Raw genomic sequence first — 17,714 nt, forward strand, 5'->3', positions numbered from 1 at the left:
TCCGTTATTTCTTCTTGTTCGCTACTGTACGACGCGGACCTTTACGCGAGCGCGCATTCGTCTTCGAACGTTGACCGCGCACAGGCAAGCCACGACGATGACGCATGCCGCGATAAGAACCGATCTCGATCAGCCGCTTAATGTTGAGTGCGACTTCGCGACGAAGATCCCCCTCAACTTTCACGCTTTTATCGATCGTATTGCGTAACGTATTCACTTCTTCTTCCGTCAAATCGCGGACGCGCGTGTCCGGGTTAATCCCAGTCTCCGCTAACAACCTTTTAGACGTCGAACGACCAATCCCGAAAATGTAAGTGAGCGCCACTTCAACGCGCTTATCTCGGGGTAAGTCGACACCGGCAATACGTGCCATATTCAGCCTCCTCCTAGCTCATTAGCCTTGTTTTTGTTTGTGCTTCGGATTTTCGCAAATGACCATCACTTTTCCTTTGCGCCGAATGATTTTACACTTCTCGCATATCGGTTTAACCGATGGGCGTACTTTCATTGCTCAAATAACCTCCTTAAGGGAGAGTGCGACTTATTTATAGCGGTACGTAATACGACCGCGCGATAAATCGTAAGGTGACAATTCCACCGTCACCCGATCGCCAGGCAAAATACGGATAAAGTGCATCCGAATTTTACCGGAGACGTGGGCTAACACTTTGTGCCCATTCTCCAACTCAACGCGAAACATCGCGTTTGGGAGCGGCTCGATGACCGTTCCTTCCACTTCGATGACATCTTCCTTGGCCACGGTTCACTCTCCTTTCTCTTCCTCAGGGGGACGTCTTAAATGAAAATCGTGTAAAGCGTATCTCAGTTTAGCATTCGTGACGCGACCTTGCTCGTGCAAGCGATTGGCGATTTCCTCACTGACATAGTCCTTTAAATCGACGTGAAGGAGGTTTTTCTTCTTTGGCCGATCAGACTTTCGTTTGTCTCCGTCGGCCAATAGGACGTATTTTGGACTGATCACACCTACAATTACCGCGTACTGACCACTGTCTCTTCCGCGCAAAACTTTAACGACTTGCCCGAGCTGCGGTCGACAGTTCTCACAATCCTCCACTTTTCTCCCATCACCTTCAACCAGCTATCTCCAAGCCGTTTTCAGTACGTCAATCTCTAAGCTGATGATATTACCTTCATTTAACCGCCCTGCCCCGGGGGCACTGTGAACGAGCACCTCGTCCACAGACGTACAAAACACTGCCGGGAAAGCCGCCATGACCTAAGAAAGACGGCGTCGCACCGTATTCGCGCATTCGTTCGGCTAATTCACAACTGGTCTTGCGAATGGTCATCGAGATTGCCCTCGAAGAGCCGCTTTAACATCTATGAAAACTTTATCGATCGCTTGCTCGCCGTCAATCGTTACGAGCTTGTTTCTTTGCTTGTAATAATTGAGCAACGGCGCGGATTGTTTAATGTTGACGTCGAGACGGTTAGCGACTGTCGCTTCATTATCGTCCGAGCGTTGGTACAACGTACCACCGCATTGATCACATACCCCAGCTTCGCGCGGCGGGTTAAAGGTCACGTGGTAAGTCGCCCCACAGTTTTTACAAATGCGGCGACCGGTCAGACGTTCAATCAGTCGCTCGCGTGCGACTTCAATCACAATCACCTTGTCTAACTCCCGGGACAGCTCACTGAGCATCTCATCCAAGCTTTCCGCTTGCGGTACGGTGCGCGGAAAGCCGTCAAGCATAAAGCCGTGCGCACAATCGTCTTGACTAAGTCGTTCGCGGACGATCCCATTTGTCACTTCGTCGGGCACTAAATCGCCGCGATCTAAATACTTCTGCGCTTCTTGCCCGAGTGGCGTCTGTTGTTTAACAGCTGCCCGGAACATATCCCCCGTCGAAATGTGCGGGATGCCAAACTCGGCTTTAATGCGTTCAGCTTGCGTACCTTTTCCCGCACCCGGTAAACCCATTAATACGATGTTCACCCTGTCGTCCCTCCAGTTCATCCGTTTCTACAGTCATCCGAAACGCCCTATTTGTTAATAAACCCTTTGTAGTGGCGTTTGATCAACTGACTTTCGACCTGCTTCATCGTATCGAGTGCGACACCGACGACGATGAGTAAGGACGTCCCCCCGATTTGTACCGACTGCGGTAAACCGGCGAGTGACGTAAAGAATACCGGAAGGATGGAAACAGCGGCGAGAAAGATCGCGCCAGCGAGCGTGATGCGGTTAATGATTTCCGTTAGGCGGGTTGCCGTCTGCTTACCAGGCCGAATCCCGATGAGAAACGCCCCGTTCTTCTTCATCTGATCCGCCAATTGTACGGGATTCATTTGTACAAACGTGTAAAAATACGTGAAGCCGATAATGAAAATCACGTACAGGAACATCCCTAATCCGGCATTTAAACTAAAGTTGCGAATGATCCAGTCCGCAAATGCGTTACCTGCCCAAAAACTAGCGATCGTCGTCGGAAAGTAGAGGACTGCCGAGGCGAAAATCACGGGAATAACGCCAGCCGCATTCACTTTTAACGGAATGTGTGTCGATTGGCCACCGACCATTTTTCGTCCGACGACGCGTTTTGCGTGTTGGACGCGTACGCGGCGCACCCCTTGCTGCACATAAATGACACCGACAATAATGGCGATGACTACGGCAATTAAGACGACAACTTTCACGATCGTTAAGAACAGTTGATCCCCGCCGGCGAAGAAGCCTGAGGCGTACATGTCACGGACCGACCCGGGAATACCTGCTGCGATACCGGCAAAGATAATGATCGAAATACCGTTGCCGATCCCTCTTTCGGTAATGAGTTCCCCTAACCACATGAGGAACGTCGTCCCTGCTGTCAAGGTTAACGCGATTAACGTATACGTGAGAAACCCTTTATTTTGAATAAACTCGATGTTGCCGCCAACCATGTTATCGAAACCGATCGCTGTCCCAAACGCTTGAACGAGCGCGATAATGACCGTGCCGTAGCGCGTAACTTGGGCAAGTTTCCGCCGCCCGGCTTCTCCTTCTTTCGCCCACTGTGCAAATTTCGGCACGACGTCCATCTGCAACAAGTTGACGATAATTGAGGCCGTAATGTAAGGCATAATCCCCAAGGCAAAGATGGAGAAGTTGTTTAGCGCCCCACCCGTAAAGGTGTTTAAAAACCCAAACACGTTGTTACCTTGTGTGATCTCCGCCAACGCGCGCACGTCCGTATTCGGCACCGGGATAAAGCTGCCGATGCGAAAAACGACGAGCATCAGAAGGGTAAAGATGATCCGCTTCCGCAGATCATCCACTTTCATGATATTTTTCACCGTCTCAAACATGTTAAATCACCTCGGCTGTGCCACCAGCTTCCTGGATCTTCTCTGCGGCAGACTTGGAAAACTTATGTGCTTTCACCGTCAACTTAATGTTCAAGTCACCGTCACCTAACACCTTTAATCCGTCTTTTAAGTTTTTGACCACTTTTTGCTCGAGGAGCAATTCTGGCGTCACTTCTGATCCCTCTTCGAAACGGCTCAATTCATCCAAATTGATAATCGCGTACTCTTTGCGGTTGCGGTTCGTAAAACCTCGCTTCGGTAAGCGTCTAATGAGCGGGTTTTGTCCACCTTCAAAACCAGGGCGCACACCGCCGCCAGAGCGGGCATTTTGCCCTTTTTGTCCGCGTCCACTCGTTTTGCCGTGACCCGAACCGATGCCGCGCCCGACCCGCTTCCGCGTTTTCTTTGCTCCCGGTGCAGGCTTGAGTTCGTGTAATTTCATTCTTGCACCTCCTCTAGGCGTTCTTACGCATCAATTTCTTTCACTGTCACGATGTGTTGCACTTTTTGCACGGCACCGCGCACAGCGGAATTATCGTCGTGAACAACTGTCTGTTCGCGCTTTTTAAGGCCTAGCGTGCGCAATGTGACACGCTCTTTTTGCGGCCGTCCGATCACGCTGCCTGTGAGGGTGATTTCAAGTTTTTTAGCCATGCTTGTTCCCCTCCTATCCTAACAGTTCCTCAACTGATTTGCCACGTAGTTTGGCGACTGCTTCCGGGTGTTTCAAGCTGGTCAGTCCTTCTAAAGTCGCATTCACCATGTTAAGCGGGTTATTCGACCCGGTCGACTTCGTCAAAATGTCACCGACGCCAGCCACCATCAACACGTCGCGCACCGCTCCCCCGGCAATGACTCCCGTACCAGGTGCCGCCGGCTTCAATAACACTTTACCAGCGCCGAAATGGCCGATAATTTGGTGCGGGATCGTCGCGCCGACGAGCGGGATCGTAATGATGTTTTTCTTCGCTGCTTCAATGCCTTTCTTGATCGCTTCCGGCACTTCTGCCGCTTTACCCATACCCGCGCCTACGCGCCCTTTACCGTCCCCGACGACGACGAGCGCGCTAAAGTTAAAGCGCCGTCCGCCTTTTACGACTTTCGCCACTCGGTTAATCGTAACGACGCGCTCTTCGAATTCACTATTTGCATCTCTACCTCTTGCCATATCGTTCCCTCCTTCGCTTAAAAGTCTAAACCTGTTTCGCGCGCCGCGTCCGCTACCGCTTTGACGCGACCGTGGTACACGTATCCGCTGCGGTCAAAGACCACTTGGTTAAACCCTTTTTCTAGAGCTTTCTTCGCGATCAATTCGCCAACTTTTTTCGCAGCTTCAACGTCGCTCCCGTTCCCAATCCCTTTCAATTCGGGATCTAACGTAGAAGCAGCGACGAGCGTATGACCTTTAGTGTCATCGATCAGTTGGGCGTACATATGCTTCGATGAACGAAAGATGTTCAGACGCGGGCGTTCGTGCGTCCCATTCACTTTCTTCCGTACACGCAGATGGCGCCGTTTGCGGGCAATCGTACGATTTCCTCGATTAATCAAGCGACGTTCACTCCCTTCAGCCTATTGCGTGCCTTATTTTTTACCTGCTTTACCTTCTTTGCGAATAATGCGTTCGCCTTTGTACTTAATCCCTTTGCCTTTGTAAGGTTCAGGTTCGCGTACGGAGCGAATTTTTGCAGCCATCGCGCCGACGCGCTCTTTGTCGATCCCTTTGACGACAACTTCCGTTTGCGACGGAACGTCGAACTCGATCCCTTCTTCCGGCTCAATTTCGACCGGGTGGGAATAGCCGACAGTAAGGCCTAGGTTTTTCCCTTTCTTTTGCGCCCGGTAACCGACACCGACGAGCTCTAACTCTTTCGAATAGCCCTTCGCCACACCTTCCACCATGTTGGCGATTAGGCTACGAGTCGTGCCGTGTAGGGAACGATGTTTTTTCGCTTCGCTCGGACGTTCGACGAGCACTTCTTTATCCGCTACTTTAACGCTCATCTCTGAGTGAATCTCTCGACTGAGCGTTCCTTTCGGTCCTTTAACGGTTACTTGTGCACCGTCAACCGTCACTTCGACGCCGTCCGGTACGGCGATCGGTTTCTTTCCAATCCGTGACACCGCGTGACACCTCTCTTCCGATTCAAACTTGTATTACCAAACGTACGCAAGTACTTCGCCGCCAACCTTCCCTTTGCGTGCTTGTTTGTCCGTCAACACGCCTTGCGAGGTCGAAATAATGGCGATCCCTAACCCTCCGAGTACGCGTGGTACTTCTTCGTGCTTTGCGTATACGCGCAATCCCGGCTTACTGATCCGCTTCAACCCAGTGATCACCCGCGTGTTGTCTGCACTATATTTCAAGAAGACCCGAATAATCCCCTGCTTGTTGTCCTCAATAAACTCTACATCGCGCACGAAACCTTCGTCTTTTAAAATACCGGCAATTTCTCGCTTGATGTTCGAGGCAGGAATTTCGACGCTTTCGTGACGCGCGATGTTCGCATTGCGGATGCGCGTTAGCATATCGGCAATAGGATCTGACATGCTCATGCGATTACCTCCTTCCGTTTGACCTTACCAGCTAGCTTTTTTCACTCCGGGAATGTGCCCTTTATACGCGAGCTCCCGGAAACAAATCCGACACAGTTTAAACTTCCGCAGCACAGAGTGGGGACGACCACAGCGCTGGCAACGCGTATACTCGCGAACTTTAAACTTTTGAGGTCGATTTGCCTTAACGATCATTGACTTTTTAGCCATGACTTCCCTCCTAACTATTTGCGGAATGGCATGCCAAGCTCTTTCAACAGTTCACGCGCTTCTTCGTCTGTTTCAGCAGTGGTAACAAAAATAATGTCCATGCCGCGCACTTTGTCCACTTGATCGTATTCGATTTCCGGAAAGATAAGTTGCTCCTTCACTCCGAACGTGTAGTTACCGCGCCCGTCAAATGCCTTGGGCGACAGCCCGCGAAAGTCTCGAACGCGCGGCAGGGCGACGTTGAACAACTTGTCGACGAAGTGGTACATCCGCTCGCCTCTAAGTGTCACCTTGCATCCGATCGGCATCTCTTCGCGTAGTTTAAAGCCAGCGATCGACTTTTTCGCCCGCGTGACGACCGGTTTCTGCCCCGTAATTTTCGTTAAATCTTCAACCGCACTGTCTAGCAGTTTCGCATTTTGGACAGCTTCCCCTACCCCCATGTTAATGACGACTTTCTCGAGGCGGGGAACTTGCATTACGGATTTGTATGAAAACTTGTCTTTCAACGCGGCGACGATGTGATTCACGTATTGTTCTTTTAATCTTGCTGCCATAAAAACCCGTGCCTCCTTTCATTCACCTGGTTACTAATCGATAACTTCACCAGATTTTCGGGCAAAACGCACTTTCTTCCCGTTGTCTAATGTTTTAAATCCGATGCGCGTCGGCGCACCGGTCTTCGGATCGATGAGCATGACGTTGGAGGCGTGAATCGGCGCCTCTTGCGTCACAATACCACCTTGCGGGTTGTCCTGCGACGGCTGCGCATGTTTTTTGACCATGTTGACACCTTCGACGAGCACGCGGTGTTCACGCGGATACGTATGGAGCACCCGCCCTTTTTCTCCTTTGTCTTTCCCGCTAATCACGATAACTGTATCGTCTTTTTTAATGCGCAATTTTTTGTGTGCCTGTTTCTTTTTCACCTTGGCACCTCCTTTACGTCGATGTCCAAAAAATAAAGGAGCAGAAATTGTTAGAGTACTTCCGGTGCGAGCGAGACGATTTTCATAAAGTCGCGTTCGCGCAGTTCACGTGCCACCGGTCCAAAAATACGCGTACCGCGTGGTGCTTTGTCGTCCTTTACAATGACAGCGGCATTTTCGTCAAACGTAATGTACGACCCGTCTGAACGGCGTGCCCCGCGCACTGAGCGGACGATGACGGCTTTCACGATTTCGCCCTTCTTAACAACGCCGCCTGGTGTTGCTTGTTTGACTGACGCGACGATCACATCGCCGATGTTCGCCGACTTCCGCCGTGTACCACCGAGTACTTTAATGCATTGTAGTTCGCGCGCCCCGGAGTTATCAGCAACTTTTAAGCGCGATTCTTGTTGAATCATGCGCTGTTCCCTCCTTCCGCTTAAGCTCTAGTCTTTCGTTCCCATCCGTTAGATGATCACAGCTTCTTCCACGATCTCGACTAAGCGCCAGCGCTTGTCTTTCGACAGCGGCCGCGTTTCCATAATCTTCACGACGTCACCTTGCTTCGCCCGGTTCTGCTCGTCGTGCGCTTTAAACTTCGTCGTGTACTTCACACGCTTGCCGTACAGTTTGTGCCGCTTATACGTTTCGACACTGACGACGATCGTTTTATCCATCTTGTCGCTAACGACGCGACCGATCCGTACTTTGCGATTGCTGCGTTCTTCCATGAAGTTGCCCGCCTCCTCCCTAGCTTATTCCGAGTTCACGTTCGCGTAAAACTGTTTTTGCTCTGGCGATATCTTTACGCACATGTCTAATGCGCGTCGGGTTTTCCAGTTGTCCGGTGGCCATTTGAAAGCGCAAGTTAAACAGTTCTTCTTTCAGCGACGACACTTTTTGCTCAATTTCCGCAGTCGTCATGTTGCGAAATTCCCGCGTCGTCTTTTCTGCTTTCGTCAACTTGCGCTCCTCTTTTTTAGTTTTCATCCGTGTCACCACCCATTTCTTCACGTTTCACGAACTTCGTTTTGATCGGAAGTTTGTGGGAGGCGAGACGTAGCGCTTCACGGGCAACTTCTTCGGAAACACCGGCAACTTCGAACAAAATTTTTCCCGGTTTAACGACAGATACCCAATGTTCGGGAGACCCTTTCCCGCTCCCCATCCGTACTTCTAACGGTTTTTGCGTGACAGGTTTGGCTGGGAAGATCTTAATCCACACTTTCCCGCCCCGTTTCATGTAACGGGTCATCGCAATACGGGCGGCTTCGATCTGGCGGTTCGTAATCCACGACGGCTCGAGTGCCTGTAGACCGTATTCGCCTAAGGTGACTTCCGTGCCACCTTTGGCCCGACCGCGCATCCGCCCGCGAAATTCCTTGCGGTATTTCACGCGCTTAGGCATTAACATGTTAGCGGCCTCCTTCCTTGCTTTCCTTTTTCTCCGGAAGTACTTCTCCGCGGTAAATCCAAACTTTCACCCCGATACGACCGTACGTCGTATGAGCCTCTGCTGTACCGTAATCGATGTCGGCGCGAAGTGTGTGTAGCGGCACCGTTCCTTCGTTGTATCCTTCTGTACGTGCAATATCCGCACCGCCCAACCGTCCACTCACTTGGGCGCGAATCCCTTGTGCGCCGAAGCGAAGCGTCCGTTGGATCGATTGTTTGAGCGCACGGCGGAACGATACGCGGCGTTCGAGCTGTTGCGCAATGTTTTGCGCGACGAGCGTCGCATCGAGTTCCGGAGTCTTCACTTCGTTAATGTTGATGTGCACCCGTTTGCCGGTCAACTCGTTCAGCGCGAGGCGCAACGCTTCGACCTCTGAACCGCCTTTACCGATCACCATACCCGGCTTCGCCGTATAAATGCTGATGTTCACCCGATTGGCGGCCCGCCCGATCTCGACGCGCGACACCGCAGCGTCCTTCAGCCGTTCGAGCAAATACTCGCGAATTTTAATGTCTTCGTGCAGTAAGTCGGCATAATCTTTCCCAGCGTACCATTTCGATTCCCAGTCGCGAATGATCCCCACGCGGAGACCGACTGGACTTACTTTTTGGCCCATTTCGTTATCCCTCCTTGTTCTCAGCCAGAATGATCGTGATGTGACTCGTCCGTTTGTTAATTCGACTGGCGCGCCCTTGCGCCCGCGGGCGAATCCGTTTCAACGTGGCTCCTTCGTCGATAAAAATTTTGTCCACGATCAAGTTGTTGACGTCCATGTCAAAGTTGTGTTCGGCGTTGGCGATCGCCGAGCGAAGCACCTTCTCGATAGTCGGCGAAGCTGCACGCGGCGTCAGACGTAAAATAGCTAACGCCTCATCGACGTGTTTACCGCGAATTAAGTCGGCCACAAGGCGCACTTTGCGCGGCGCAATCCGAATGTGGCGCGCAACGCATGACGGTTTCGCTTCAATCACATCGGAAAAGTTTTTCCCGACCATCTCGTCAGACACAGTCACTTTCGTAAATTTGTACCCATCGTTCACGCGAAACGTCAGACCGACGTAACTCGGAACAATTTCTTGTCCGTAACGGCCTCGGCGCACTTTATTTGTAGTTGCCATATGTCTCTCTGCCTCCTTCCTCATCAATCGTGCCATTAACGCTTCGTGCGTCTGTCTTCCCCTGCGTGTCCTCTAAAGGTACGCGTCGGTGCAAACTCGCCCAGTTTATGGCCGACCATGTCTTCGGAAATGTACACCGGTACATGCTTGCGGCCGTCGTGTACGGCGATCGTATGTCCGACAAAGCTCGGGAAAATCGTCGAGCGGCGCGACCACGTTTTAATGACGCGTTTTTCCTTTTTTTCATTGAGGGCATCCACTTTTTTCAATAAGTGCTCATCGGCGAAAGGTCCTTTTTTCAGGCTGCGACCCATGCATTGTTGCCTCCCTTCTCAACTAGCGTTATTTCTTTTTGCGGCGCCGTACGATGTACTTGTTGGACGGCTTGTTCTTCTTCCGCGTCTTGTAACCGAGTGTCGGCTTACCCCATGGGGTGACCGGCGATTTCAGACCGATCGGCGCTTTACCTTCACCGCCGCCGTGCGGGTGATCGTTCGGGTTCATGACGGAACCGCGTACCGATGGGCGACGACCTAACCAGCGGCTACGGCCAGCTTTCCCGATGGTGATGTTTTCGTGGTCGACGTTGCCAACTTGTCCGACGGTCGCGCGGCATTCGAGGCGTACCATGCGCATCTCACTCGAAGCTAAGCGAATGATCGCATACCCTTTTTCTTTACCGAGCAACTGACCTTCCGTGCCAGCGGCGCGCACGAGTTGTCCGCCGCGACCTGGTTTAAGTTCGATGTTGTGGATCACCGTACCGACCGGGATGTTCGCGAGCGGCAGGGCGTTACCCGTTTTAATGTCCGCGTCAGGACCCGATTCGATCATATCGCCCACTTTCAAGCCGTGCGGCGCGAGAATGTAACGTTTTTCACCGTCGACATAATGAATCAGTGCGATGTTCGCCGAACGGTTCGGATCGTATTCGATCGTGGCAACGCGTCCGGGTATGCCATCCTTGTCCCGTTTAAAATCGATGATGCGGTACATGCGCTTATGTCCACCGCCGTGGTGCCGCATCGTAATTCTACCTTGGTTGTTGCGACCAGCCTTTTTGTGCAGCGGAGCCAGCAGTGACTTTTCCGGTTCGCTCGTCGTAATTTCATCAAACGAGGATACGGTCATTTGGCGCCGAGCCGGGGAGGTCGCTTTAAAATTCTTAATGGACATGTCAGATTCGTCCCTCCTTTACGAGATGTTAAACAGTCTCAAAGTATTCAAGCGGCTTGCTGTCTTCACTCAAGCGGACAACCGCTTTTTTCCGCAAGGCCGTATATCCGGAATAGCGTCCAAACGTCTTAAACTTGCGCGGCATTTTGATCGTGCTGACGCTAACGACTTTCACATTAAAAATCGCTTCTACCGCTCGTTTAATTTCCGTCTTGTTCGCCCGTGGGTGTACTTCAAAAACGTACTGTTTCTCTTCCATCAGGTCTGTCGCCTTTTCCGTAATGAGCGGGCGGATAATGATATCGCGAGGGTCTTTCATGAACCTAGCACCTCCTCCACGTCGGAGACGGCGTCCACAGTCATAATCAACTTGTCGTGTGCGAGCACGTCGAGTACATTGATTTTGTTTGCGGCAATATAGGTAACTCCCGGAATGTTGCGCGTAGATAACGACGTGTTTTCATCGTAATCTTTACAGACGATGAGCGCTTTTTCCGCGTCCAAGTTTTTCAGTACTTGTGCTATTTCTTTCGTCTTCGGCGCGTCTAACGTCAGTTTATCTAACACGACGAGCCCGTCGCCTTTTACTTTTGCCGACAGGGCGGATTTGATCGCTAGGCGGCGTACTTTTTTCGGTAATTTATAGCCGTAGTTGCGCGGCGTCGGACCAAACACGACACCTCCGCCGACCCATTGTGGCGAGCGAATACTCCCTTGACGCGCTCTACCCGTTCCTTTTTGCCGCCACGGTTTGCGGCCTCCGCCTCTTACTTCCGAGCGATTTTTTACGTTGTGTGTGCCGCGGCGCGCTGCGGCTTGCTGCATGACGACTGCTTCGTGCAACACTGTTTCGTTCGGTTCAACACCGAACACAGCTTGCGACAGTTCGAGTTCGCCGACTTCGGAACCGTTCATATTCCGAATTGCTACTTTAGGCATCTCTCAATTCCTCCCTTCACGTACGTGATTGCTACTTACTCTTAATTGCCGATTTAACTGTAACAAAACTATTTTTCGCACCTGGAATCGATCCTTTGATGAGGAGTAAGTTTCGTTCCGCATCGACTTGGACGACTTCCAAGTTTTGAATCGTCACCCGTTCGCCACCCATCCGACCTGGTAACGGGCGTCCTTTAAAGACGCGTGCTGGGTCTACTGCACCGAGCGAACCTGGGCCGCGGTGGTAGCGAGAGCCGTGGGACATCGGACCGCGCGCTTGATTGTGCCGCTTAATCGAACCTGCAAATCCTTTACCTTTCGACTCGCCGACGACATCTACTTTATCTCCTTGAGCGAAAATATCAGCTTTCACTTCGTCGCCCAACTTATAGTCTGTCACACTTACGTCGCGAATTTCCCGAATGTAGCGCTTAGGGGCGGTTTCTGCCTTTTTTGCGTGGCCGACTGCCGGCTTCGTCGCTTGGTGTTCTTTGCGGTCACCGAAGCCGAGCTGAATCGCCTCGTAACCGTCTTTTTGTTGATCCTTCACTTGCAACACGACACACGGCCCGGCTTCGATGACGGTTACCGGAATCGCTTCGCCGTCTGCGGCAAACACTTGCGTCATGCCAAGTTTTTTCCCTAAGATACCTTTCATGTTCGCGCACCTCCTATTACATAAGTTCCATTAAAGTTCGTTTTCAGCCGTTACAGTTTTATCTCAATGTCGACACCGTAAGGCAAATCCATACGCATGAGCGAATCGACCGTTTTCGGTGTTGGATTGATGATGTCGATGAGCCGTTTATGTGTGCGCATCTCGAATTGTTCGCGCGCATCTTTGTACTTGTGTACGGCGCGAAGAACGGTATACACATTTTTTTCGGTTGGCAACGGCACCGGTCCCGATACGTTCGCTCCAGAACGCTTTGCAGTGTCAACAATTTTTTCAGCCGACTGATCCAAGATCCGATGGTCATAAGCTTTTAAACGAATGCGGATTTTTTGTTTTGCCATGACTTTCCCTCCCTCTTTCGCCTATTTGATCAACAGACAATTCTCCGCGGGAAAACCTCACACACCATGACAAAGCATCCGGGTGTGTCAGCAACCTCCCGCTTCATCGCAAGTCCATGACAACATTCAACATTATATAAAAAAATGTGCGGGGATGCAAGGAAAAATTATATTATCGTAAAAAAACCCTTGAACAGCTAGGCTCAAGGGTTTCTTCGCGTGCTTTTAAATCAGAATGATCGCCGAAATTACTCGTTAATTTTCGTAACGACGCCCGCGCCAACGGTACGTCCACCTTCGCGGATCGCGAAGCGGGTACCTTCTTCAATGGCGATTGGCGCGATCAATTCGACGTCCATCGTCACGTTATCGCCAGGCATGACCATTTCGGTGCCTTCCGGCAATGAGACGACACCGGTGACGTCCGTCGTGCGGAAGTAAAATTGCGGACGGTAGCCGTTAAAGAACGGGGTGTGGCGGCCGCCTTCTTCTTTGGACGAGACGTATACTTCACCGGAGAATTTCGTGTGCGGCTTCACCGAACCAGGCGTGGCCAATACTTGTCCACGTTCGATGTCGGATCTTTCGACACCGCGCAGGAGGACACCGATGTTGTCGCCCGCTTCCGCTTGGTCGAGTAGCTTGCGGAACATTTCTACGCCAGTGACGACCACTTTGCGCGTTTCGCTCGAAATGCCGACGATTTCCACTTCGTCGCCAACTTTGACCACACCGGACTCGACGCGACCCGTGGCAACCGTTCCGCGACCGGTAATGGAGAAGACGTCTTCGACCGGCATGAGGAAAGCTTTGTCGACGTCGCGATCCGGGGTCGGGACGTATTTGTCAACTTCTGCCATCAGTTCGAGAATGTTTTTCGACCAGTCACCTGTCGGATCCTCGAGAGCTTTTAAAGCAGAACCTTTAACGACCGGAATGTCGTCGCCCGGGAAGTCGTACTCGGTTAAGAGGTCGCGTACTTCCATTTCGACAAGTTCCAGCAATTCTTCGTCGTCGACCATGTCACACTTGTTCAAGAAGACGACGATGTTTTTGACGCCAACTTGCTTGGACAACAGAATGTGTTCACGCGTTTGCGGCATCGGGCCGTCAGCAGCGGAGACAACCAAGATCGCCCCGTCCATTTGTGCGGCACCGGTAATCATGTTTTTGACGTAGTCCGCGTGACCTGGGCAGTCGACGTGCGCGTAGTGGCGGTTGTCCGTTTCGTACTCGACGTGCGAGGTTGAAATCGTGATGCCGCGTTCGCGCTCTTCCGGCGCGTTGTCGATTTTGTCGTAAGCCATCGCTTCTGCGCCGCCAGCTGCAGAGAGAACCGTCGTGATTGCCGCAGTCAACGTCGTTTTACCGTGGTCGACGTGACCGATCGTCCCAATGTTTACGTGTGGTTTTGAACGTTCATATTTTGCTTTTCCCATTTTGAAGAAATCCTCCTTCATACATTAAATAATAGTTTTTTTATGGATGAGGCCGCAAAACGGCAAAGCCGCTTTGCAGGCTAAAAACGAGCTAAGTTATTCGCCGGTCGCCTTGCTAATGATTTCTTCGGCGATATTCTTCGGCACTTCTTCGTAGTGGTCGAAGAACATGGTGTAAACCCCGCGGCCTTGCGTGCGCGACCGCAGCGTCGTCGCGTAACCGAACATCTCCGAAAGCGGTACGAAGGAGCGAATAATTTTTGCCCCGGCCCGGTCGTCCATCCCTTCGATGCGTCCGCGCCGCGAGTTGACATCGCCCATGATGTCACCCAAATATTCTTCGGGGATCGTAATTTCCACCTTCATGATCGGCTCGAGTAACACTGGGTTACATTTCGATTTCGCCGCTTTTAAAGCGAGTGAGCCAGCGATTTTAAATGCCATTTCCGACGAGTCGACGTCGTGGTACGAACCGTCGTACAGCGTCGCTTTCACGTCGACGAGTGGGAAACCGGCTATCACGCCGTTTTGCATCGATTCTTCGATCCCGTTCTGTACCGCTGGAATGTATTCACGCGGTACGACCCCACCGACAATTTTGTTTTCGAATTCGAACCCGCCGCCTTCTTCGAGCGGCTCGAAGCGCACCCATACGTGACCGTATTGACCGCGGCCACCGGATTGACGAATGAATTTCCCTTCGACTTCTGCAGCGGAGCGGAACGTTTCCCGATACGCCACTTGCGGCTTACCGATGTTCGCTTCCACCCTGAATTCGCGGAGCAAGCGGTCGACGATGACGTCCAAGTGAAGCTCACCCATACCGGAAATAATCGTTTGCCCGGTTTCTTCGTTCGTCTTCGTTTTAAACGTCGGATCTTCTTCGCCCAGTTTGGCGAGCGCGATCGACATTTTTTCCTGGTCCGCTTTCGTCTTCGGCTCGATCGCCAAGTCGATCACCGGATCCGGGAAGACCATCGATTCGAGAATGATCGGGTGCTTCTCATCACATAGCGTATCACCGGTCGCCGTATCTTTCAAACCGACAGCGGCAGCGATGTCGCCAGCGTGCAACTCTTTAATTTCTTCACGGTGGTTCGCATGCATCTGCAAGATGCGCCCGATGCGTTCCCGTTTTTCCTTCGTCGAGTTGAGCACGTACGACCCAGACTCGAGCGATCCGGAGTAGACGCGGATAAACGTCAGTTTACCGACGTACGGGTCAGTTGCAATTTTGAAGGCAAGTGCTGCGAGCGGTGCGTCGTCTTCCGATTGCCGTTCAGCCTCTTCACCGTTCGGCAACTGTCCTTTAATCGCCGGAACGTCGAGCGGCGAAGGCATATATTGCACGACCGCGTCCAACAACGGCTGAACGCCTTTGTTTTTATAGGAAGAGCCGCACAGGACGGGGATGATTTCCACGTTACACGTCCCTTTGCGCAGAGCGGCGTGAATTTCGTCCTCCGTCAAATCTTCGCCTTCCAAGTATTTCATCATTAAATCTTCATCTAATTCGGCAACAGCTTCTACTAACGAGCTGCGATACTCTTCTGCTTGCGCTTTGTAATCATCCGGAATATCCCGCGCTTCGGAGCTTTTTCCGAGGTCATCCAGATAATAGTAGGCTTTATTTTCGATTAAGTCAATGACTCCTTCGAAAGTGTCTTCCTTCCCGATCGGCAACTGAATCGGGACAGCATTTGCGCCTAACCGTTCGCGCATTTGCTCGACAGCGCCTAAGAAGTTCGCGCCGATAATGTCCATTTTGTTGACGTAAGCGATCCGCGGGACGTGGTATTTGTCTGCTTGTCGCCACACCGTTTCCGACTGTGGCTCCACGCCGCCTTTCGCACAGAACACGCCAACTGCTCCATCCAACACGCGTAGCGACCGTTCGACTTCAACGGTAAAGTCGACGTGACCCGGTGTATCGATAATGTTAATGCGGTGACCTTTCCACTGCGCCGTCGTCGCAGCCGACGTAATCGTAATACCGCGCTCTTGCTCTTGTTCCATCCAGTCCATCGTGGCTGACCCTTCGTGGGTCTCCCCAATTTTGTGTACGCGGCCAGTATAGAACAAAATGCGCTCTGTCGTCGTCGTTTTACCCGCATCGATATGGGCCATAATACCGATGTTGCGCGTGTCTTTTAAGGAGAATTCGCGAGCCATAAGTGTTTCTCCTTTCTTCTTCGTAAGGTTACTGCTGTTTACCAGCGGTAGTGTGCAAACGCCTTGTTCGCTTCAGCCATGCGGTGCGTCTCTTCTTTTTTCTTAACTGCTGCACCGGTGTTGTTTGCGGCGTCCATAATTTCCGCTGCCAAACGCTCTTGCATCGTCTTTTCGCCGCGTAAGCGTGCGTAGTTGACGAGCCAACGCAAGGCGAGACTTTTGCGCCGCTCTGGCTTCACTTCCACAGGTACCTGGTAGTTTGAGCCCCCGACGCGACGCGCTTTAACTTCGAGCACTGGCATAACGTTCTTCAGTGCTTGTTCAAACACTTCCAACGGGTCTTTTCCTGTACGCTCGCGGACGATCTCAAATGAATCGTAAAGGATGTTTTGTGCTACACCTCTTTTGCCATCAATCATCATGCGATTGATTAAACGAGTCACTAATTTACTGCTGTAAATCGGATCCGGCAATACATCTCGGCGAGCAACGGGTCCTTTTCTCGGCATGTCGTTTCCCTCCTTTGCTCCCTATGCGTTCCCTCGGAACGCGTATTGTTACTTCGGACGTTTTGTACCGTATTTTGAACGCGCTTGTTTGCGGTCTTGTACACCCGCTGTATCCAGCGCGCCGCGCACAATGTGGTAACGAACCCCGGGCAAGTCTTTGACGCGTCCGCCCTCGACGAGGACGACACTGTGTTCTTGCAAATTGTGACCAATCCCCGGAATATAAGCAGTCACTTCGATTTGGTTCGTCAAGCGTACCCGTGCATACTTACGCAACGCCGAGTTCGGTTTCTTCGGAGTCATCGTCCCGACACGCATACATACGCCGCGCTTTTGCGGAGAACTCAAGTTCGTCAGCGATTTGCGGTAGCTGTTATAGCCGTGTTGCAAAGCCGGCGAGTCCGATTTCGTCGTCTTGCTTTTGCGTCCTTTGCGCACTAGCTGGTTAATTGTCGGCATCGTGTCACCTCCTCCCTCGCTTGCAAGCCCACAGATCCAGGCGGTTCATTTTTAGACATAAAAACAGTTCAAAACAACACATAGGAACCGCGCGCCCCTTGCACACAAGAGGGCACGGTTCGCCTGTGAATGTGTACGCCTATTTATATATGCCTACTGTCGAAGCCCCAACCTTGATGTTACTTGCTTTTCCTAACTGTTTCATCGAATCGACGTACGCCACGTTTACGCCGTGCCGGCCGCACATCGCGACGATCGGTTCCGTCACGTGTGCATCGGCGTCTTTCGCAACGACTACTTCACACAGTTGCAGTTCTTCCAGCGCTTTGACAGTCTCTTTCGCGCCTACACAAATGTTCGTTGCCTGCTTCACTTTATCATAAGACATAACGGCCCTCCAAAGTTGACAGGTGACATTACAC

32 protein-coding genes and 1 pseudogene are annotated in these 17,714 nt (G+C 51.8%); all 33 read right to left on the minus strand.

Annotation, left to right across the window (positions count from 1 at the left end):
* Positions 1 to 4: 4 nt before the first annotated feature.
* Positions 5 to 373 (minus strand): 30S ribosomal protein S13, encoded by a 369-nt coding sequence (rpsM, locus tag BN1247_RS14340; RefSeq protein WP_054950980.1) that lies wholly within the window; start codon positions 371 to 373, stop codon positions 5 to 7.
* Between the two features lie 21 nt (positions 374 to 394).
* Positions 395 to 508, minus strand: a complete 114-nt coding sequence (rpmJ, locus tag BN1247_RS14345) for a 50S ribosomal protein L36 (protein ID WP_016205879.1) — start codon at positions 506 to 508, stop codon at positions 395 to 397.
* A gap of 33 nt (positions 509 to 541) precedes the next feature.
* Positions 542 to 760 carry a translation initiation factor IF-1 gene (infA, locus tag BN1247_RS14350; protein WP_054950981.1) on the minus strand — a complete coding sequence of 73 codons (219 nt, stop codon included), beginning with the start codon at positions 758 to 760 and terminating at the stop codon, positions 542 to 544.
* 3 nt (positions 761 to 763) lie between these two features.
* A complete protein-coding gene (locus BN1247_RS14355; RefSeq protein ID WP_054950982.1) occupies positions 764 to 1,075 on the minus strand; it encodes a KOW domain-containing RNA-binding protein in 312 nt (103 codons plus the stop codon).
* Positions 1,076 to 1,306: 231 nt separating this feature from the next.
* Entirely contained in the window at positions 1,307 to 1,960 is a 654-nt protein-coding gene (locus BN1247_RS14360) for an adenylate kinase (protein ID WP_054950983.1), read from the minus strand.
* A gap of 47 nt (positions 1,961 to 2,007) precedes the next feature.
* Positions 2,008 to 3,312 carry a preprotein translocase subunit SecY gene (gene secY / locus BN1247_RS14365; RefSeq protein ID WP_054950984.1) on the minus strand — a complete coding sequence of 435 codons (1,305 nt, stop codon included), beginning with the start codon at positions 3,310 to 3,312 and terminating at the stop codon, positions 2,008 to 2,010.
* Position 3,313: 1 nt separating this feature from the next.
* Complete coding sequence (gene rplO / locus BN1247_RS14370) at positions 3,314 to 3,754, minus strand: 50S ribosomal protein L15 (RefSeq protein WP_054950985.1); 441 nt, start codon at positions 3,752 to 3,754, stop codon at positions 3,314 to 3,316.
* A gap of 23 nt (positions 3,755 to 3,777) precedes the next feature.
* Positions 3,778 to 3,966, minus strand: coding sequence for a 50S ribosomal protein L30 (gene rpmD / locus BN1247_RS14375; protein ID WP_054950986.1), 189 nt, complete (start codon positions 3,964 to 3,966; stop codon positions 3,778 to 3,780).
* 13 nt (positions 3,967 to 3,979) lie between these two features.
* Complete coding sequence (gene rpsE, locus BN1247_RS14380) at positions 3,980 to 4,480, minus strand: 30S ribosomal protein S5 (RefSeq protein ID WP_054950987.1); 501 nt, start codon at positions 4,478 to 4,480, stop codon at positions 3,980 to 3,982.
* Between the two features lie 17 nt (positions 4,481 to 4,497).
* Entirely contained in the window at positions 4,498 to 4,863 is a 366-nt protein-coding gene (gene rplR / locus BN1247_RS14385) for a 50S ribosomal protein L18 (protein WP_054950988.1), read from the minus strand.
* A 33-nt stretch (positions 4,864 to 4,896) separates the two neighbouring features.
* Positions 4,897 to 5,436: a 50S ribosomal protein L6 gene (gene rplF, locus BN1247_RS14390; protein WP_054950989.1), complete on the minus strand. Its 540-nt coding sequence runs from the start codon at positions 5,434 to 5,436 to the stop codon at positions 4,897 to 4,899.
* Between the two features lie 33 nt (positions 5,437 to 5,469).
* A complete protein-coding gene (gene rpsH, locus BN1247_RS14395) occupies positions 5,470 to 5,868 on the minus strand; it encodes a 30S ribosomal protein S8 (RefSeq protein ID WP_054950990.1) in 399 nt (132 codons plus the stop codon).
* A 24-nt stretch (positions 5,869 to 5,892) separates the two neighbouring features.
* Entirely contained in the window at positions 5,893 to 6,078 is a 186-nt protein-coding gene (locus BN1247_RS14400; protein ID WP_054950991.1) for a type Z 30S ribosomal protein S14, read from the minus strand.
* A 14-nt stretch (positions 6,079 to 6,092) separates the two neighbouring features.
* Positions 6,093 to 6,635: a 50S ribosomal protein L5 gene (gene rplE, locus BN1247_RS14405; RefSeq protein ID WP_054950992.1), complete on the minus strand. Its 543-nt coding sequence runs from the start codon at positions 6,633 to 6,635 to the stop codon at positions 6,093 to 6,095.
* Between the two features lie 33 nt (positions 6,636 to 6,668).
* On the minus strand, positions 6,669 to 7,007 hold the full coding sequence (rplX, locus tag BN1247_RS14410; RefSeq protein ID WP_074011184.1) for a 50S ribosomal protein L24: 339 nt from the start codon (positions 7,005 to 7,007) through the stop codon (positions 6,669 to 6,671).
* Between the two features lie 50 nt (positions 7,008 to 7,057).
* Positions 7,058 to 7,426 carry a 50S ribosomal protein L14 gene (gene rplN, locus BN1247_RS14415; protein WP_054950993.1) on the minus strand — a complete coding sequence of 123 codons (369 nt, stop codon included), beginning with the start codon at positions 7,424 to 7,426 and terminating at the stop codon, positions 7,058 to 7,060.
* Between the two features lie 48 nt (positions 7,427 to 7,474).
* The gene (gene rpsQ, locus BN1247_RS14420) at positions 7,475 to 7,738 is read right to left on the minus strand and encodes a 30S ribosomal protein S17 (protein WP_054950994.1); all 264 of its coding nucleotides are present in this window, start codon (positions 7,736 to 7,738) and stop codon (positions 7,475 to 7,477) included.
* Between the two features lie 19 nt (positions 7,739 to 7,757).
* A complete protein-coding gene (rpmC, locus tag BN1247_RS14425; RefSeq protein ID WP_222705250.1) occupies positions 7,758 to 7,931 on the minus strand; it encodes a 50S ribosomal protein L29 in 174 nt (57 codons plus the stop codon).
* Between the two features lie 55 nt (positions 7,932 to 7,986).
* On the minus strand, positions 7,987 to 8,421 hold the full coding sequence (rplP, locus tag BN1247_RS14430) for a 50S ribosomal protein L16 (RefSeq protein ID WP_054950996.1): 435 nt from the start codon (positions 8,419 to 8,421) through the stop codon (positions 7,987 to 7,989).
* Position 8,422: 1 nt separating this feature from the next.
* Complete coding sequence (gene rpsC / locus BN1247_RS14435; protein WP_054950997.1) at positions 8,423 to 9,079, minus strand: 30S ribosomal protein S3; 657 nt, start codon at positions 9,077 to 9,079, stop codon at positions 8,423 to 8,425.
* A gap of 4 nt (positions 9,080 to 9,083) precedes the next feature.
* Positions 9,084 to 9,458: a 50S ribosomal protein L22 gene (gene rplV / locus BN1247_RS14440; protein ID WP_147675315.1), complete on the minus strand. Its 375-nt coding sequence runs from the start codon at positions 9,456 to 9,458 to the stop codon at positions 9,084 to 9,086.
* A gap of 39 nt (positions 9,459 to 9,497) precedes the next feature.
* Positions 9,498 to 9,617: pseudogene (locus BN1247_RS18275) on the minus strand (hypothetical protein); the annotation flags it as partial.
* Positions 9,617 to 9,895 carry a 30S ribosomal protein S19 gene (gene rpsS / locus BN1247_RS14445; RefSeq protein WP_054950998.1) on the minus strand — a complete coding sequence of 93 codons (279 nt, stop codon included), beginning with the start codon at positions 9,893 to 9,895 and terminating at the stop codon, positions 9,617 to 9,619. The pseudogene BN1247_RS18275 and the gene rpsS, both read right to left, overlap by 1 nt.
* 28 nt (positions 9,896 to 9,923) lie before the next feature.
* A complete protein-coding gene (gene rplB, locus BN1247_RS14450; protein ID WP_054950999.1) occupies positions 9,924 to 10,757 on the minus strand; it encodes a 50S ribosomal protein L2 in 834 nt (277 codons plus the stop codon).
* A 28-nt stretch (positions 10,758 to 10,785) separates the two neighbouring features.
* Positions 10,786 to 11,076 carry a 50S ribosomal protein L23 gene (rplW, locus tag BN1247_RS14455; RefSeq protein WP_054951000.1) on the minus strand — a complete coding sequence of 97 codons (291 nt, stop codon included), beginning with the start codon at positions 11,074 to 11,076 and terminating at the stop codon, positions 10,786 to 10,788.
* Entirely contained in the window at positions 11,073 to 11,696 is a 624-nt protein-coding gene (rplD, locus tag BN1247_RS14460) for a 50S ribosomal protein L4 (protein ID WP_054951001.1), read from the minus strand. Before rplD ends, rplW begins: the two co-directional genes overlap by 4 nt.
* A 31-nt stretch (positions 11,697 to 11,727) precedes the next feature.
* Positions 11,728 to 12,354: a 50S ribosomal protein L3 gene (rplC, locus tag BN1247_RS14465; RefSeq protein ID WP_054951002.1), complete on the minus strand. Its 627-nt coding sequence runs from the start codon at positions 12,352 to 12,354 to the stop codon at positions 11,728 to 11,730.
* A 50-nt stretch (positions 12,355 to 12,404) separates the two neighbouring features.
* Positions 12,405 to 12,713: a 30S ribosomal protein S10 gene (rpsJ, locus tag BN1247_RS14470; protein ID WP_054951003.1), complete on the minus strand. Its 309-nt coding sequence runs from the start codon at positions 12,711 to 12,713 to the stop codon at positions 12,405 to 12,407.
* Positions 12,714 to 12,961: 248 nt separating this feature from the next.
* Complete coding sequence (gene tuf / locus BN1247_RS14475) at positions 12,962 to 14,152, minus strand: elongation factor Tu (protein ID WP_054951004.1); 1,191 nt, start codon at positions 14,150 to 14,152, stop codon at positions 12,962 to 12,964.
* 96 nt (positions 14,153 to 14,248) lie between these two features.
* Positions 14,249 to 16,324, minus strand: coding sequence for an elongation factor G (gene fusA, locus BN1247_RS14480; RefSeq protein ID WP_054951005.1), 2,076 nt, complete (start codon positions 16,322 to 16,324; stop codon positions 14,249 to 14,251).
* 38 nt (positions 16,325 to 16,362) lie between these two features.
* Positions 16,363 to 16,833 carry a 30S ribosomal protein S7 gene (rpsG, locus tag BN1247_RS14485; protein ID WP_054951006.1) on the minus strand — a complete coding sequence of 157 codons (471 nt, stop codon included), beginning with the start codon at positions 16,831 to 16,833 and terminating at the stop codon, positions 16,363 to 16,365.
* Between the two features lie 48 nt (positions 16,834 to 16,881).
* Positions 16,882 to 17,292, minus strand: coding sequence for a 30S ribosomal protein S12 (rpsL, locus tag BN1247_RS14490; protein WP_054951007.1), 411 nt, complete (start codon positions 17,290 to 17,292; stop codon positions 16,882 to 16,884).
* Positions 17,293 to 17,431: 139 nt separating this feature from the next.
* The gene (locus tag BN1247_RS14495) at positions 17,432 to 17,680 is read right to left on the minus strand and encodes a ribosomal L7Ae/L30e/S12e/Gadd45 family protein (protein ID WP_054951008.1); all 249 of its coding nucleotides are present in this window, start codon (positions 17,678 to 17,680) and stop codon (positions 17,432 to 17,434) included.
* Between the last annotated feature and the right edge of the window lie 34 nt (positions 17,681 to 17,714).

Origin of the sequence: Numidum massiliense (assembly GCF_001375555.1) — a bacterium.
GTDB classification, from domain to species: Bacteria; Bacillota; Bacilli; order Thermoactinomycetales; family Novibacillaceae; genus Numidum; species Numidum massiliense.

Coding starts and splice junctions, on each gene's coding strand:
- rpsE (WP_054950987.1), bottom strand. CDS start 4,480: ATGGCAAGAGGTAGAGATGCAAATAGTGAATTCGAAGAGCGCGTCGTT.
- rplE (WP_054950992.1), bottom strand. CDS start 6,635: ATGGCAGCAAGATTAAAAGAACAATACGTGAATCACATCGTCGCCGCG.
- rpmC (WP_222705250.1), bottom strand. CDS start 7,931: ATGACGACTGCGGAAATTGAGCAAAAAGTGTCGTCGCTGAAAGAAGAA.
- rpsH (WP_054950990.1), bottom strand. CDS start 5,868: ATGAGCATGTCAGATCCTATTGCCGATATGCTAACGCGCATCCGCAAT.
- rpsM (WP_054950980.1), bottom strand. CDS start 373: ATGGCACGTATTGCCGGTGTCGACTTACCCCGAGATAAGCGCGTTGAA.
- rpsJ (WP_054951003.1), bottom strand. CDS start 12,713: ATGGCAAAACAAAAAATCCGCATTCGTTTAAAAGCTTATGACCATCGG.
- rpsC (WP_054950997.1), bottom strand. CDS start 9,079: ATGGGCCAAAAAGTAAGTCCAGTCGGTCTCCGCGTGGGGATCATTCGC.
- rplW (WP_054951000.1), bottom strand. CDS start 11,076: ATGAAAGACCCTCGCGATATCATTATCCGCCCGCTCATTACGGAAAAG.
- rplC (WP_054951002.1), bottom strand. CDS start 12,354: ATGAAAGGTATCTTAGGGAAAAAACTTGGCATGACGCAAGTGTTTGCC.
- rpmJ (WP_016205879.1), bottom strand. CDS start 508: ATGAAAGTACGCCCATCGGTTAAACCGATATGCGAGAAGTGTAAAATC.
- rplB (WP_054950999.1), bottom strand. CDS start 10,757: ATGTCCATTAAGAATTTTAAAGCGACCTCCCCGGCTCGGCGCCAAATG.
- rpmD (WP_054950986.1), bottom strand. CDS start 3,966: ATGGCTAAAAAACTTGAAATCACCCTCACAGGCAGCGTGATCGGACGG.
- rpsQ (WP_054950994.1), bottom strand. CDS start 7,738: ATGGAAGAACGCAGCAATCGCAAAGTACGGATCGGTCGCGTCGTTAGC.
- tuf (WP_054951004.1), bottom strand. CDS start 14,152: ATGGGAAAAGCAAAATATGAACGTTCAAAACCACACGTAAACATTGGG.
- rplN (WP_054950993.1), bottom strand. CDS start 7,426: ATGATTCAACAAGAATCGCGCTTAAAAGTTGCTGATAACTCCGGGGCG.
- rplO (WP_054950985.1), bottom strand. CDS start 3,754: ATGAAATTACACGAACTCAAGCCTGCACCGGGAGCAAAGAAAACGCGG.
- secY (WP_054950984.1), bottom strand. CDS start 3,312: ATGTTTGAGACGGTGAAAAATATCATGAAAGTGGATGATCTGCGGAAG.
- rpsL (WP_054951007.1), bottom strand. CDS start 17,292: ATGCCGACAATTAACCAGCTAGTGCGCAAAGGACGCAAAAGCAAGACG.
- BN1247_RS14400 (WP_054950991.1), bottom strand. CDS start 6,078: ATGGCTAAAAAGTCAATGATCGTTAAGGCAAATCGACCTCAAAAGTTT.
- BN1247_RS14495 (WP_054951008.1), bottom strand. CDS start 17,680: ATGTCTTATGATAAAGTGAAGCAGGCAACGAACATTTGTGTAGGCGCG.
- fusA (WP_054951005.1), bottom strand. CDS start 16,324: ATGGCTCGCGAATTCTCCTTAAAAGACACGCGCAACATCGGTATTATG.
- rpsG (WP_054951006.1), bottom strand. CDS start 16,833: ATGCCGAGAAAAGGACCCGTTGCTCGCCGAGATGTATTGCCGGATCCG.
- rplP (WP_054950996.1), bottom strand. CDS start 8,421: ATGTTAATGCCTAAGCGCGTGAAATACCGCAAGGAATTTCGCGGGCGG.
- rpsS (WP_054950998.1), bottom strand. CDS start 9,895: ATGGGTCGCAGCCTGAAAAAAGGACCTTTCGCCGATGAGCACTTATTG.
- rplD (WP_054951001.1), bottom strand. CDS start 11,696: ATGCCTAAAGTAGCAATTCGGAATATGAACGGTTCCGAAGTCGGCGAA.
- rplV (WP_147675315.1), bottom strand. CDS start 9,458: ATGGTCGGGAAAAACTTTTCCGATGTGATTGAAGCGAAACCGTCATGC.